10 protein-coding genes are annotated in these 14,543 nt (G+C 46.5%); 9 read left to right on the forward strand and 1 reads right to left on the reverse strand.

All coding sequences use genetic code 11. The features are described 5' to 3' along the window. Nucleotides 1–19 precede the first annotated feature (19 nt). The gene (locus NSB28_RS04990; RefSeq protein ID WP_109625463.1) at nucleotides 20–1,210 is read left to right on the forward strand and encodes a trimethylamine corrinoid protein 2; all 1,191 of its coding nucleotides are present in this window, start codon (nucleotides 20–22) and stop codon (nucleotides 1,208–1,210) included. A gap of 198 nt (nucleotides 1,211–1,408) precedes the next feature. Here the strand turns inward: NSB28_RS04990 and NSB28_RS04995 are convergent, their stop codons facing one another. Continuing rightward, nucleotides 1,409–2,410: a LacI family DNA-binding transcriptional regulator gene (locus tag NSB28_RS04995; RefSeq protein WP_109625465.1), complete on the reverse strand. Its 1,002-nt coding sequence runs from the start codon at nucleotides 2,408–2,410 to the stop codon at nucleotides 1,409–1,411. Nucleotides 2,411–2,744: 334 nt separating this feature from the next. Between NSB28_RS04995 and NSB28_RS05000 the strand changes: the two genes are divergently transcribed. The 8 genes from NSB28_RS05000 to NSB28_RS05035 all read left to right on the forward strand — a co-directional run bounded on the left by NSB28_RS05000 (nucleotide 2,745) and on the right by NSB28_RS05035 (nucleotide 14,503). Continuing rightward, entirely contained in the window at nucleotides 2,745–4,076 is a 1,332-nt protein-coding gene (locus NSB28_RS05000; RefSeq protein ID WP_109625466.1) for an ABC transporter substrate-binding protein, read from the forward strand. Nucleotides 4,077–4,215: 139 nt separating this feature from the next. After that, complete coding sequence (locus NSB28_RS05005; RefSeq protein ID WP_109625467.1) at nucleotides 4,216–5,109, forward strand: carbohydrate ABC transporter permease; 894 nt, start codon at nucleotides 4,216–4,218, stop codon at nucleotides 5,107–5,109. Nucleotides 5,110–5,124: 15 nt separating this feature from the next. Next, nucleotides 5,125–5,952: a carbohydrate ABC transporter permease gene (locus NSB28_RS05010; RefSeq protein WP_109625468.1), complete on the forward strand. Its 828-nt coding sequence runs from the start codon at nucleotides 5,125–5,127 to the stop codon at nucleotides 5,950–5,952. A gap of 94 nt (nucleotides 5,953–6,046) precedes the next feature. After that, nucleotides 6,047–7,066 carry a LacI family DNA-binding transcriptional regulator gene (locus NSB28_RS05015; protein WP_109625469.1) on the forward strand — a complete coding sequence of 340 codons (1,020 nt, stop codon included), beginning with the start codon at nucleotides 6,047–6,049 and terminating at the stop codon, nucleotides 7,064–7,066. Then, the gene (locus NSB28_RS05020; RefSeq protein ID WP_109625470.1) at nucleotides 7,066–10,221 is read left to right on the forward strand and encodes an alpha-mannosidase; all 3,156 of its coding nucleotides are present in this window, start codon (nucleotides 7,066–7,068) and stop codon (nucleotides 10,219–10,221) included. Before NSB28_RS05015 ends, NSB28_RS05020 begins: the two co-directional genes overlap by 1 nt. Before the next feature lie 26 nt (nucleotides 10,222–10,247). Beyond that, nucleotides 10,248–11,213, forward strand: coding sequence for an alpha-L-fucosidase (locus NSB28_RS05025; protein ID WP_109625471.1), 966 nt, complete (start codon nucleotides 10,248–10,250; stop codon nucleotides 11,211–11,213). 142 nt (nucleotides 11,214–11,355) lie between these two features. Next, the gene (locus NSB28_RS05030; protein WP_109625472.1) at nucleotides 11,356–12,765 is read left to right on the forward strand and encodes a Sapep family Mn(2+)-dependent dipeptidase; all 1,410 of its coding nucleotides are present in this window, start codon (nucleotides 11,356–11,358) and stop codon (nucleotides 12,763–12,765) included. Nucleotides 12,766–12,886: 121 nt separating this feature from the next. Next, nucleotides 12,887–14,503, forward strand: coding sequence for an ABC transporter substrate-binding protein (locus tag NSB28_RS05035; protein ID WP_109625473.1), 1,617 nt, complete (start codon nucleotides 12,887–12,889; stop codon nucleotides 14,501–14,503). Nucleotides 14,504–14,543: the final 40 nt, after the last annotated feature.

Below are 14,543 nucleotides of genomic sequence, written 5' to 3' on the forward strand. Positions count from 1 at the left end.
ACCCTGGAGGAATAAAGTTATGATGTATAAAGAAAACTGGGAAGAGACAAAAGTAAAATTTAAAAATTACTGGAAACACCAGAATACAGGCAGGCCGCTTATGTGTGTCATTGCCAGAAAGCCGGAGATTGAACATCTTTCAGACAACAGGCCTGTGGAGGGCGGGTACTCGGACGTGATCTGTCAGGGTAAATATTATGGCCTTCCTGAAGAACTGAAGTGGAAGGATATGGAGGATAAATATCAGAATGCAGAGCGTATCGTAGCCAGATACCGCCATTTCTGTGAAAACCACATATTCCTGGGAGAGAGCTTCCCGAATCTGAATGTAGACTTCGGACCTGGTTCACTTGCAGCTTATCTGGGATCAGATATTGGATTTAAGGAAGATACAGTCTGGTTTAAATCCTGCCTTGACGGCTGGGAGGATGTACCTCCTTTTAAGTTCGATCCTGAGAACGGATGGTACAAAAAGCATATTGAGCTTGTAAAAGAGTGCCGCCGTCTGGCAGGTGATGATTTCTATGTGGATATGCCTGACCTGATGGAAAATGTGGATGTGCTCGCGTCTCTGCGCGGGGCACAGGACATGCTTTACGACATGATCGATGATCCGGAGATCATTGAGGAGAGGGTTAAGGAGATCACAGCTCTCTACTATGATTACTTTGACAGTTTCTATAATGTGATAAAAGACAATGAGGGCGGAAATGCATATACGGTATTCCAGATCTGGGGACCGGGCAGGACAGTAAAGCTTCAGTGTGACTTTTCTGCCATGATGTCACCGGCGAATTTCCGTGATTTTGTCCAGGACTCTCTGAGGCAGCAGGCTGAAAAAGCAGACTGTGTGCTGTATCATCTGGACGGTCCTGATGCTATCAAGCATATGGATGCACTGATGGAAATAGACGGTATAGATGCCCTTCAGTGGACAAGCGGTGACGCTGGTCCTGATGGAACACTGGAAGACTGGTACGGGATCTATGACAAGGCCCGTGCAGCAGGAAAATCTCTCTGGGTGAAGGTATACTCAGGTGATTTTGAAGACTGGATCAGAAATGTTGACAGACTTGTAGAGCGTTACGGCTCACACAGCCTTTTCCTGTTCTTCCCTGAGATGTCTTTAGAGCAGGCAAATACGTTATTAGATCATGCCGAGAAGCACTGGAGCGATGTGGAAGGTACTTTCCCGGGAAAAAGAGGTTGACCACTTTTTAATATTGTACCCATAATATGTGTGCCCGTCATTACCCGGACGGGTGCACGAAAAAAATTGTGTTGGTAACCCATAAAAAGTTTACAATATATAGCCCAATCAGGCTGCGCTGCTTTTGGCGGCGCGGCGGCGGGGCTGCTGCAACAGCGGACATATATCTGCTGCTGCGGCAGCTCCGTTTTTTGTCCCTTAAATAGCTGCCACAGATTCCCGCTCAATGAGCCTGACGGGAACAAGCACCTTTTTGCCGGGGGAAGAATCTTCACCTGATATCCTGCTTAGAAGTATTTTTGTGGCCTCTTTTCCAATTGTAAGAAAGTCCTGGGCAATCACGGTGATGGAGGGCGCCAGGGAAGAAAAAAGCGGGTCATCGTCAAAGCCTATTATGGATATTTTCTCCGGAACAGAAATATTATATTTGGCCAGCTCGGATATACCGGAGAGGCAGCTTTCGTAATAGCAGAAAAAGAGTGCTGTGGGAGGCTCTTTTAGTGAAAGAAGATGCTGAAGCTGTGCTTCCGCAGCCGGATATGCAGAAGTCTGATAAGAATAGTACTGGGGAATGGAGGGTATCTGGTGGTCCTGGAGAGCATCCAAAAAACCGCGGGTGCGCTGGCAGATCGTGTAAGTTCCCGGCTCACTGGCAATAAAGCCAATTTTTTTGTGGCCTTTTCCGGCTAAATAAGACCCTGCCATGTAACCGCCCTGGTAATTGTCGGAGGTGACATAATCCACAGACAGGGAAGATAAGACCTGGTCTAGCAGGACGATGGGAACTCCGTTATCCTCCAGCCTGTTGAGCGCCTCTTGGGAAAGTGAGCCCGAAACGGCAATCACCCCGCCTATCTTTTTACTGATCAAAAGCTGAATAGTCTTAAGCTGTTTATCTGTCTCAGGCAGATATGTATGAACAGTGCATGTATAACCCTTTTCCCAGAGGGCGGAAGTTACATAACTCACGGAATGCCCCCAGAAATAGTTGCTGTAGAAAGGGATCAGCAGGGCGACAGAACGCGAACTCTTGGAACGGAGTCCCTGAGCGATCCGGTTGGGGGTATATCCCAGTTTTTTGATAGAAGCTTCAATCAAAACCTGGTTTTCTGGCTGGACTTTTTTATGGTTCAGATATCTTGAAATAGTTGACAAGGCCAGACCTGTGTCTTTAGCAATGTCTGTTATCGTAACCTTCATGAAACTTCTCCTTTCTCCTGTGTTTTCTTTATTCTAGCATGGAATATATATCAGGGCAATCTGGTTTTGAAAATTACCTGTTATGCGGCAAAATGATGGTTACTGTTCACGGAGTAGACAGGAGACTTGATCTGGTAATTAAAGTATAATCAACTCGAAACGTTTTGTAAAGTGTAAATATTTATATGTTAATTATGCACTAAAATAAAACTAATAATATGTTAAAAATGCAAGAAAATATACTATTTTATGTAAAAATATTGACAAAACAATTCGCGTTTGATAATGTGGGCTTATAAAAAATAACCTGCAAAAATCTAAAGGAGGAATCATTATGAAACTCAAAAAAGCAACGGGCCTTACACTTGCAGCTCTCATGACAGTATCTCTGATACCAGGCACAGCTCTGGCGGCTGAAGATTACAGCCTTAAGGATGTACAGTTTGACAACGTTACGATCCGTGTTGCCACCAGGAACGGGGGAGGGGCGGAGAGCGCTGTGGACGCTTACTATTTAAGTAAAGTGGAAGAATTCAATGCCATGGATAACGGAATTACCGTGGAAATGATCAATATCTCCACTGAGGCTGATTATCTGGACAGACTGAGTACAGACTTTGCTTCCGGGGATGCGCCTAACATATTTCTTGAATACGGCGGATCAAGAGTACTGGATTATCTGGAGGCAGATTATCTTCTTGACCTGCAGCCTTATCTGGAAGCAGATCCTGACTGGTATGGCGGCTTTAAGGAAAATGGATGGTCTACCTGCAAATTTGAGGATTACGGATATGAGGGGATTTATGGGGTGCCCTCAGAAACATATCAGATCATGTTGTTTTACAATAAGTCTCTTTTAGAGGAAAATGGCATTGAAGTACCTGCAACCTGGGATGAATTGATGGATGCATGTGCAAAACTGAAAGAGGCAGGAGTACAGCCTTTTGTAGTGGGGGAGAAGGATGCTTTCCGCTTCGGCCATCTGCATACAGTACTCTCACTCAAAAAATACGGCGCTGATGTGGCCCAGAAGCTTGCCAGCAGGGAAATGAGCTATGATGGGGAAGAAATGCTTTCTATCTACGGGATGATTAAGACAATGGTAGATAATGGCTATCTGGGTGACAATCTGCTGAGTACAGATAAGGGCCAGGAAGATACATATTTTGAAGAAGGAAAGGCTGTATTCAAATATGACGGTTCATGGTATCCGGCACAGATTGAGGAATCCGGTTCTGAACTGTTTGCCAATCAGGAAGTTGGAGTGGTAAGATTTCCTTCCATCGAGGCGAAGTACGAGAAAACGGATATGGGCGGAACGACAGACGCTTATTATATTTCAACGCTGAATGCCACAGAGGAACAGGTTCAGGCATCTGTTGTATTCCTGAAATATTTGGCCAGCGTAGACTATATAGAAGGGCTGATCGCTGTTAACCCGAATACCTATGCATATAATGTGGATGTGAAAACTGATAATTACCTTCTTAATGATGTGATGGCAATCATGAATGACACGGAAGATGTGAGGAGTGACCTGCAGGGATATGATACTCAGTCTATGGCTATGAATACAGTGCGCACGGCGCTGCAGGGACTGGCAATGGATAAGACCCCGGAAGAAGTGGGATCGGAGATTGTCGATTCCCTGGCAGAATATGAGTAACGTAACTGTACAGATGGGCATATGTGCCGTTGGGCGTAAACATGTGTACATGAGGATTATCGGATAGAAATATCCCATCCGGTATAAAGGAGCTGCCGTCCTGGCAGCTCTCCTCTTTTAAACGGGAAGGAGATATCAGATGAAAGGAAAGACAAAGAAAAAGGAGTATATCATTGCAATTACTTTTTTGGCCCCGGCGCTGATCCTGCTTTTTTGCTTTATTATATATCCTGTAATGGATGCGGCTTTTTTGTCCCTCCACTCCTGGAAGGGGATGTACGGCCAGCCAAAGAAATGGGTGGGCCTGGATAACTTTATAAAAGCCCTGACAAGCGGTAAGTTCTGGAATGCTATGCTCAACTGTGTATGGTTCATGCTGGGAAGTTTCGTAGTTCTTATGCCTATTGCCTTTGGGCTGGCTATGCTGATCACCTCAAAGCTGAAGTTCACCAGAATCATGAAGACGGCATACTTTATGCCGGTCATGCTGGGGACAACAGCGGTGGCTTTGATGTGGACGAATATTTTGAATCCGGGATGGGGGGCGCTGGCTCAATTTTTGAGATTTCTGGGCCTGGATAGTCTTGTGACAGACTGGCTTTCTAAACCGGTGCTGAATGTGATCTGTGTTGTATTAGTAAATGAATGGATGTTTGCAGGATATAATATGCTGATCTTTGCAGCAGGCCTGGTGTCCATACCCCATAGTCTCTATGAAGCAGCTCTTATTGACGGCTGCGGAGGCTGGCAGAGAGTCCGCTATATTACTCTGCCGCTGATGAAAAATACCTTCAAGATATTTTCAATCCTGGCTTTTACTGGCTCCCTGAAAGTATTTGACATTGTATGGGCAATGACAAGGGGAGGTCCGGGAGATGTCAGCTCCACACCGGGAATTATTTTGTATACAGAAGCATTCCAGTATAAGCTGTTTGGAAGAAGCAGCGCATACAGTATTATACTGCTTGTATTCGGCATCGTGATCAGCCTGGTGGTAAATCGTATTTTCCGTCAGGATGAAGAGATGTATTAGAAAGAGGGGTAGAAAATGAAACAGAGAAAAAGATGGAACATCCTATGGTATTTTCTGGCGCTGGTGTGGGGGCTTATGACAATTCTTCCGCTGATGATTACAGTGTTTTCTTCCTTAAAAAATAATAATGAGATAAATATGGGTGTATTCTCCATGCCGGAACACTGGAGAATAGAAAATTATGCGAAAGCAAATGAGACGGCAAATGCCTTTGGAAGCATAGGAAATTCCATTTTGCTGGCGCTTCTGACAACTGTTCTTGTAACTGTGGTGGGGATGCTGGCAGCCTATATTCTGGCAAGAAAAAAGCTGTTTTTTATCAAGCCTGTTTATCTGCTTTTTATGGTAGGCGTCATGGTACCCGTACATTGTACGATCGTACCCATCTCCGGCATGGCTTCCGCGCTGCATGCCAAGGACAGCTTCTGGTTCCTTGTATTGATCTATTCAGCATTTAATCTGGCACAGGCGGTCTACCTGTATACAGGATTTATCCAGAGCATTGACAGGGAACTGGATGAAGCAGCTATTATTGACGGTTGCACGGATGTGACGCTGCTGTCTAAAATACTGTCGCCTATCTGCAAGCCGATCATTGCCACGGAAGCAATTTTCGTATTTATTTATGGCTACAGTGAATTGATCTTTTCACTGACCCTTCTGTCTAAGCCGGAGAAGTTTACAGTATCCAGGGCCATGCTGAACTTTACAGGAGAGCATTCTACTGATATGGGGCCGCAGTTTGCTTTTATCGTGATGGCCATGATCCCCACTCTGTTCATCTATCTGATCTTTCATGAGAGGGTAGAATCAGGGATTTTATCAGGGGCGGTGAAAGGCTGACGGAGCACAGAGCGGTAGAAAATGCCAGTTAAGTATGTTATACTCCTTGCAGGAACATGGAGTGTTCTTGAATATGTAAAATGAGAGGCAAGACATGGAAATTACGATTAAGGATGTGGCGAAAGAAGCCGGAGTGGCTATTTCTACTGTTTCAAAATATATGAGCGGCGGCTCAGTGCGCCAGGAAAATGAGGTACGGATCAGGGAGGCGGTAAAGAAGCTGGGATATTCCCCCAACAGCCTGGCACGTGGACTGAAAAGGTCAAAAACATTTACAGTGGGACTGATGATAGAGGCTATGGATGGCCCTTACTGGGCTAAACTGATCAATTATCTGGAGGCGGAGCTGCAGAAGATAGGATATGCATTGATTCTGTGCTGCCATGGAAAATCGGTGGAGCTGGCACGGGAATATGCGGAATACCTCACGTCACAGATGGTAGACGGAATATTTTTTGCTCCTATACAGGAAGAAGAGGACTATATGAATGTCCCCAGGGAAAAAGAGATTCCGCTGATTGCCCTGGAAGCCGCCAAGGGCTTTGAAGTGTACGGCCTGGTTCAGACGAATTACACAGCCATGGCCTATGAGCTGGTAGAAAATCTTATTATCAAAGGACATGAAAAGATAGCTGTCATTGGAGGGGCGCCTTCACTTCGTTCTGTTCAGGAATGTATGCGGGGATATATGCATGTCATGGAAGATTATGATATAGAGGTGTGCCGGGAATGGATGCTTTACGGGGAAAACACCAGGGAGTCAGGACTTGAGATGATGTACAGGCTCTGGCAGGCAGAAAAAAAGCCTACAGCTGTTTTTGCAGCCAATTATTATATGGCTATGGGAGTTCTGAGGGCGGCCAGTGAATTACATATCGTAGTGCCGGATGAGCTCTCACTGGCAGTGATCGATGATTATGTCTTTTCAACACTTGTTCCGGTAAAAGTCACAGCGGCGACGCAGCCTCTGGAAAAGATATCCCATGAGGCCTGCCGGCTGTTCAGGGAAAGCCTGGAGCATCCGAAGCAGAAAAGAGCGGAAAAGGTAAGAATAAAAGGAGAGATCGTCCCCAGGGAGTCAATAGCTCCGCCCAGGGATGAAGAGGAGGAATAATGGATTTTATATATGAACGGATAGGGGAAATTATCGGACAGCTGAAGGAGCTGGCGTATCCTGTACGTCAGGAGATTGAACAGTGGAAGGGAAAAGAAGGGCATTTTCCTGTGACAGACTGCCTGGAAGTGCAGACACATGATTGGCCGGCAGCAGATCCGGCAAAGCTTGGCAGCAGTAAAGGCGCATGGTTTGGACTCTGTACGGAAATCGTAATCCCAAAAGAGATGGAGGGCGGCTCTCTGGAACTTTTTATATCCACAGGAAGGGAAGGGGAATGGGACGCTACTAATCCCCAGATGGCAGCCTATGTGGACGGACAGCTTGCTCAGGGACTGGATGTAAACCACAGAAGCATTTATTTGGGCGAGGAAAAGAGAGCAGGGGAACACCTTACTGTATTTCTTTCGGTTTACACAGGAGAAGAGGGAAGTGTCAGAGAATGGCACAGCAGCCTCAGGATGAAGGATAAGGCAGTGTATGAGTTTTACTATGATTGTCTGGTGCCGTGGAAGTGCCTTGAGCTTATGGAGGAGGACAGCAGGGAATATGGAGAACTTCTGGGGATACTCAACCGCACAGTAAATTGTCTGGATATGAGAAAAACAGACAGCCGTGAATTTGCGGAAAGCATCAGAAGAGCTTCAGAAGAACTCAGGCGGCAAACGGAAAAGCTTCCGGCCTCTCCCGTCACCGTCTCCTGTGTGGGGCATACACATATTGATGTGGCCTGGCTCTGGACTCTGGAGATTACCAGGGAAAAGGCGGCCAGGAGCTTTTCAACCGTATTAAAGCTGATGGAGCGTTATCCTGAATATCTTTTTATGTCCAGCCAGCCCCAGCTCTATATGTATGTCAGGGCGAACCAGCCGGAGCTATATAAAAAGATTAAGAAGAGGGCAGAGGAGGGACGCTGGGAACCTGAGGGCGCCATGTTCCTGGAGGCAGACTGCAATCTGACCAGCGGGGAATCCCTTGTACGCCAGTGCCTCTATGGTAAGATGTTTTTCAGGGAAGAATTTGGGGCGGACAGCCGGATCTTATGGCTGCCGGATGTGTTCGGGTATTCAGCCGCCCTGCCGCAGATCATGGAAAAATGCGGGATAGACAGCTTCATGACTACAAAAATAAGCTGGAATGAAACAAATAAAATACCCTTTGATACATTCTGGTGGGAGGGGATAGACGGGACAAAAGTTCTGACTCATTTTGTCACTACCAGGGATTATGAGAAAAACGGGAAACGTGTTGCGACTAATAATGAATTTAATACCAGCTTTTCTACTAATTATAATGGATACATAGAGCCATCCCAGATAAAAGGGGCATGGCAGCGCTATCAGCAGAAGGCTTTGAATGATAATATTCTGGTTTCTTACGGCTATGGAGACGGAGGCGGCGGACCTACTGAGCAGATGCTGGAGACCGGCAGAAGGCTGGGCGCAGGAAAGTATGGCTGCCCGAAGGTAAAGCTTGAAAAGGCAGGGGATTTCTTTGAGAGGCTGCACAGGACAGCAGATGACTCAGAGTTTCCTGTCTGGTCAGGGGAACTGTACCTGGAATACCACAGGGGTACTTATACCTCCATGGAAAAGAATAAACGCTCTAACAGGATGGGGGAGTTTGCCCTGTTAAATAGTGAGTGCTGGTCTGAACTGGCGATGGAAAAGACAGGGAGGTTATATCCGGCTGAAGAAATCTCAAAGGGCTGGGAAATACTGATGCGGAATCAGTTTCACGATATTCTGCCTGGTTCTGCTGTCAGGGAGGTCTATGAGGACTCTGAAAGAGAATACAGGGAACTTGCGGCCATCACAGCAGAGGTGGAAAATGAAGCTCTGGAATGCCTGGCAAAACAGATCCTGGGGGAAGAGGGGGATATTTTAATTTTTAATTCCAACGGGGTGCCCTCCTCTGAGCTCGTGGAGATTCCAACAGATGAACTTCCCGGGCAGGAGGTAAAGGGAGTATTATGCGGGAATGAAATATATCCTGTTCAGTATACAGAAAGAGGGACGGTTTTATTTCAGGCAAAGGATATCCCGCCAAAGGGCTGGAAGAGGCTAAGCCCTGTTAAAGACAGCTCTGAGTATACAGCTGATGATTTTTACTGTACGGAGGAAGAGACAGTTACTCCTTATTACCATCTGAAATGGAATGATGCCGGGCAGATTTCTTCTTTTTATGATAAGAAAGCAGGGAGAGAACTGCTGCAGCCGGGAAAATGCGGCAATGTCCTGATGACCTACGAGGATAAGCCACATAAATTTGACAATTGGAATCTGTTTGAATATTACAGGGAAAAACAGTGGCCTGTGGAAAAGCTTGTATCTAGAAAGATCATTGAGCAGGGCCCTGTGCGTATGGCTCTTGAACTCTCCTGGGTCTATTTAGATTCCAGTATTACTGAAGTATTTTATTTTTATCCCGGCAGTCCCAGGATAGACATCCACGCCCACATTGACTGGCAGGAAGACCAGATATTGCTGAAGGCATTGTTCCCGCTGGATATCAATACATGTGAGGCATCCTACGAGATCCAGTACGGAAATGTTAAAAGGGCTACTACAGCCAATAATTCCTGGGAACAGGCTATGTTTGAAGTATGCTTCCAGAAATGGATGGATATTTCTGAGTATGATTATGGCGTCAGCTTTATAAGTGATTGTAAATACGGAGCAGGTGTCCGCAAAAACGAAGTGGGACTGACGCTCCTGAAGTCCGGGCTCTATCCTAACCCGGAGGCAGACAGAGGCGGGCATGATTTTGTGTACTCTGTTTTTCCTCACAGAGGAAGCTGGCAGGAGGCCGGGACAGTGGAACAGGCTTACGGACTGAACAATCCTCCCAAAATCCGGATCAAAAAAGAGTACGGGGGAAAACTTGAGGGAGAGTATGCCAAGGTACAAACTGGAAAGCCTAATATTATCGCAGAGGTCCTGAAGCGTTCTGAAGACGGGCAGGCGGAAATCCTGCGGCTTTATGAATGCTGGAACCGCAGGACAAGGACACAGCTGGCCTTTGGAGAGGAGTTCCAGAGTCTGTACCTCTGCAATATGCTGGAGGAGGAAGAGTGTAAGCTGGCAGAAAAAGGCAGCACTGCAGATATAGAATTTGCACCATTTGAGATTAAAACATTAAAGGTTATCCGCTGAGAAAATATTGGAAGGAACATATAACTATGAAAAGAGAATTGACAGACTTGCAGAAGGACTTCGTGAATTTGAGAAACGGTGTCTTTATCCACTTTAACAGTGCAACGGAACAATTCCATGATTCGGAGATCGAAGACTGGGACTATGGCATCACAGAAAAAAATGACCCGCGCCGCCATGAATTTAACCCGGCTTCCTGGAATCCAACAGAGCTGGACTGTGAGCAATGGGCACAGACAGCCATAAGCGCAAAGGCCAGATTTGCAGCGCTTACTGCAAAGCATCATGAAGGTTTCTGCCTCTGGCCGACGGCTGTCACAGAGCACTGTGTGAGAAACGGGGCATATAAGCAGGATGTGGTAAAGGCTTATCTGGAGGCCTTCCGGAACGCCGGGATTACTGCAGGGCTCTATTTTTCAATGCTGGATCTGCAGCATGATATTACAGAGAAAAAATGCACCTCCGCGGATAAAGATTTTATCAAAGCCCAGCTCCGGGAATTGCTGGAGAATTATGGAGAGATCCCTTTTCTTATTTTTGATGGATGGAATGCCCCATGGGGAGGACCAAGAGACAGTGACCTGCCCTTTCAGGAGATAGATGATTTTGTCAAAGGAATTCAGCCCAATTGTCTTGTTATGAATATAGGATGTGTGGAAAGCCTGAAAGATACAGATGTGATTTTCTTTGAAAATGCATTTGGACAAAGCGCAGATGAGTCATTTCAGGGACCTGGGGCGGCGGCAAACCTGTATGCCGGTACATGGTTCTGGAAGGATATCCATACGACTGCTGATCTCAAGACAGCTGAATGGGCGGCAGAGAGAGTGAAAGAATATAATAGAAGAAACACCTGCTTTTTAATGAATATTTCCCCAAACAACAGAGGCACCGTAGATGAAAACCTGAGAGAGCGGTTTGCCGAATTTGGCAGACTGTATGAGGAAATACCTCCTATAGAGGAAGTGCCGGAAGGGTGGCTGTACAGGTAAGGGCAGTAAATATGTCTTTAAAAAGCAAAGGGCATTTTTTTATTGATGTTTCTGATACTTAGGGTTACAATATGAATACGGGTCTGGATCAGAAGATTCCAGACAGTTATGCAGAATATATCAGAAACAGGAGGAAAATATCATGTATAAAGAGCAGATCGATGCGTATATTGACGGTCACCGGGAGGAGATGCTGGAGGACCTTAAGACTCTGGTCAGAATTGACAGCCAGAGAGGTAAGAGCCAGGAGGGGATGCCTTTTGGTGAAGGTCCGGCGAAGGCATTGGCGGCAGCGCAGGCGATGATGGATAAATATGGGTTTAAGACCAGAAATTATGATAACTATGTGGTGACAGGAGATTTCAATGAGAAGGAAAAGCAGCTGGATATCCTGGCGCATCTGGATGTGGTGCCCGTGACAGAGGACTGGACAGTGACTCAGCCTTTTGATCCTCTGGTCAGGGATGGCAGAATATACGGCCGCGGGACTGCAGATGACAAAGGACCTGCTATTGCCGCACTCTATGCCATGAGAGCCATCAGGGAACTGGGAGTTCCGATGGAAAAAAATGTGAGGCTGATATTGGGATCAGATGAAGAATGCGGCTCCTCTGACCTGAGACATTATTACAGCATAGAAGAGGAAGCTCCTATGAGCTTTACCCCGGATGCGGATTTTCCTCTGATCAATATTGAAAAAGCGCAGCTTCAGAGACCGTTTCTGGCTGTATTTAAGGCTGACGGAGCACTTCCCCGCATCCTCCAGATAAAAGGGGGAAGCAAAGTGAATGTGGTGCCGGGGAAAGCGCATGCTATTGTGGAAGGCATGGAGACGGCTGTTTTACAGGAGGCAGCCAAGACAGTGGAGGATGAGACTGGCATTGTCTTTGATATCCGCTGTGAGGAGAAAGCTACCTGGATAGAGGCTAAAGGGAACTCAGGACATGCATCTACGCCGGAAGTGGGAAATAATGCACTGACTGGTCTCTTAATGCTACTGTCCAGGCTGCCGTTTGCGCCAAGTGACGGTTTTGATAAGGTAAAGGCTGTGGCTGAGATGTTCCCGCACAATGATTATAACGGCAAAGCCCTGGGGGTGGATATGGAGGACGAGGAATCAGGCAGTCTGACTATGAACCTGGGTATATTCGAATACTCACCGGAGAGATTGAGCGGACATTTTGACAGCCGCGCCCCGTTATGCGCTACAGATGAGAATCTGACTGAGGTGATCAGGCAGAAGATGCTGGGATACGGCATAGTGATGGAGGCAGGAAAGTTGGTTCCGGCACATCATGTGCCGGCTGATTCTGAATTTGTGCGCACTCTGCTGGGAAGCTATGAACTGTATACGGGAAAGAAGGACAGCAGGCCTCTGGCCATCGGCGGCGGGACATACGTACATGAACTTGAGAGAGGCGTTGCGTTCGGGTGTATGGAGCCAGGCGTTGACAACCATATGCATGGAGATGATGAATTTATGGAAATTGATACACTGCTGACAAGTGCAAAGATTTTTGCGGATTCGATCGTTAAGCTTTGTACAAAATAAAACACAGAAATTGTTAAAAAAATAACCCCCACATGGGCTTGTGGGGGTCTTTTTGTGCTGTTATACTGTCATCATGATAATACTTCGAAGTGTCAAACAAAACAGAAAGAGAGAGGACAGAATGAAAAATAAATTATTCAGAACACTTACGGCCTTTTGTATGGCAGGAGTTTTATTTGCAGCCTGTGGAAATTCTATCGTGAGCCGTGCAGCAGAAGATACAGAAAATTCGGCAGCAGACCAGAAGGATTCTGTAGTTGTCACTATGCCGACTACTTCCGAACCGGAATCAGGATTTGATCCAGCATACGGCTGGGGGGCAGGAGAGCATGTGCATGAGCCGCTGATCCAGAGTACTCTGACAGTAACTACAGCTGACTTAAAGATCGCCAATGACCTGGCTACAGAATATTCTGTCAGTGAGGACGGCCTTACATGGACAGTTAAGATCAGGGATGATGTAAAGTTCACGGATGGTGAGCCTCTTACAGCTGAGGATGTGGCATTTACATATAATGATGTAAAAGAAAAAAGTACGGTCAATGATTTCACTATGCTGAAAGAGGCAAAGGTCATTGATGAAACTACAGTTGAGTTTGATATGGAAACTCCGTTCTCTATCTGGCCATATACAATGGCGATCGTGGGAATCGTGCCGGAGCATGCATATGATGAGAATTACGGACAGAATCCGGTTGGTTCAGGACGCTATATCCTGAAACAGTGGGATAAAGGGCAGCAGGTCATATTTGAAGCGAATCCTGATTATTATGGAGAGGCGCCTAAAATCAAAAAGGTAACTGTACTGTTTATGGAAGAGGAGGCAGCCCTTGCAGCAGCTCAGGCAGGTCAGGTGGATGTGGCCCACACAGCAGCTTCCTACTCAGATATGAGTGTGGACGGATACAGGCTTGAGTCAGTTGCCAGCGTGGACAACAGAGGCTTCAATCTTCCCACGACAGCACCCGAAGAGAAGGACGGTATCGTCTACGGCAATGAAGTGCTGCAGGATGTGGCAGTCAGAAGGGCGATCAATATCGGCCTGGACAGGGAAGAGATGATCGAGAATGTCCTGAATGGATATGGAACTCCGGCTTACAGTGTTTGTGATAAGATGCCATGGTATAACAATGAGGCAGAGACAGCCTATGACCTGGAAGGAGCTAAAAAGCTCCTGGATGATGCAGGATGGGTAGAAGGAAGCGACGGAGTACGTGAAAGAGACGGCGTAAAGGCTGCTTTCAAGCTTATGTTTAACCCGGAAGATTCTGTACGCCAGGCACTGGCTGAGGATGTAAAGAACCAGCTAAAGGAACTGGGAATCCAGGTGACGACAGAAGGAGCCGGATGGGATGTGGCATATGACAATGCCCAGTCACAGCCGCTCATGTGGGGATGGGGTGCCCATACGCCTATGGAGCTGTACAATATTTATCACACCATAAAGGATACAGGGACAGCGCAGTATTCCCCGTATGCAAATGAGACAGTTGACAAATACATGGATGAAGCACTCAGAGCAGATGATCTGGATAAGTCTTATGAACTGTGGCAGAAGGCACAGTGGGACGGGACAACAGGAGTGACACAGGAAGGAGATATTCCCTGGATCTGGCTGTGTAATGTAGACCATCTCTATTTTATCAGAGACGGGCTGAGCATAGGAGAACAGAAGATACATCCGCATGGCCACGGCTGGTCGATTGTAAACAACGTGGACCAGTGGAGCTGGGAATAAAAGGCTTGAATTGAAGAAGAACTGTTTATTTATAGGAAAG

It is taken from the genome of Murimonas intestini (assembly GCF_024622195.1).
Taxonomy (GTDB): Bacteria; Bacillota; Clostridia; order Lachnospirales; family Lachnospiraceae; genus Murimonas; species Murimonas intestini.

What these genes read in the sequence shown, in the direction of transcription:
- NSB28_RS05025 (WP_109625471.1), top strand. Translation starts at nt 10,248, where the DNA reads ATGAAAAGAGAATTGACAGACTTGCAGAAGGACTTCGTGAATTTGAGA.
- NSB28_RS04995 (WP_109625465.1), bottom strand. Translation starts at nt 2,410, where the DNA reads ATGAAGGTTACGATAACAGACATTGCTAAAGACACAGGTCTGGCCTTG.
- NSB28_RS05005 (WP_109625467.1), top strand. Translation starts at nt 4,216, where the DNA reads ATGAAAGGAAAGACAAAGAAAAAGGAGTATATCATTGCAATTACTTTT.
- NSB28_RS05030 (WP_109625472.1), top strand. Translation starts at nt 11,356, where the DNA reads ATGTATAAAGAGCAGATCGATGCGTATATTGACGGTCACCGGGAGGAG.
- NSB28_RS05020 (WP_109625470.1), top strand. Translation starts at nt 7,066, where the DNA reads ATGGATTTTATATATGAACGGATAGGGGAAATTATCGGACAGCTGAAG.
- NSB28_RS05010 (WP_109625468.1), top strand. Translation starts at nt 5,125, where the DNA reads ATGAAACAGAGAAAAAGATGGAACATCCTATGGTATTTTCTGGCGCTG.
- NSB28_RS05000 (WP_109625466.1), top strand. Translation starts at nt 2,745, where the DNA reads ATGAAACTCAAAAAAGCAACGGGCCTTACACTTGCAGCTCTCATGACA.
- NSB28_RS04990 (WP_109625463.1), top strand. Translation starts at nt 20, where the DNA reads ATGATGTATAAAGAAAACTGGGAAGAGACAAAAGTAAAATTTAAAAAT.
- NSB28_RS05015 (WP_109625469.1), top strand. Translation starts at nt 6,047, where the DNA reads ATGGAAATTACGATTAAGGATGTGGCGAAAGAAGCCGGAGTGGCTATT.
- NSB28_RS05035 (WP_109625473.1), top strand. Translation starts at nt 12,887, where the DNA reads ATGAAAAATAAATTATTCAGAACACTTACGGCCTTTTGTATGGCAGGA.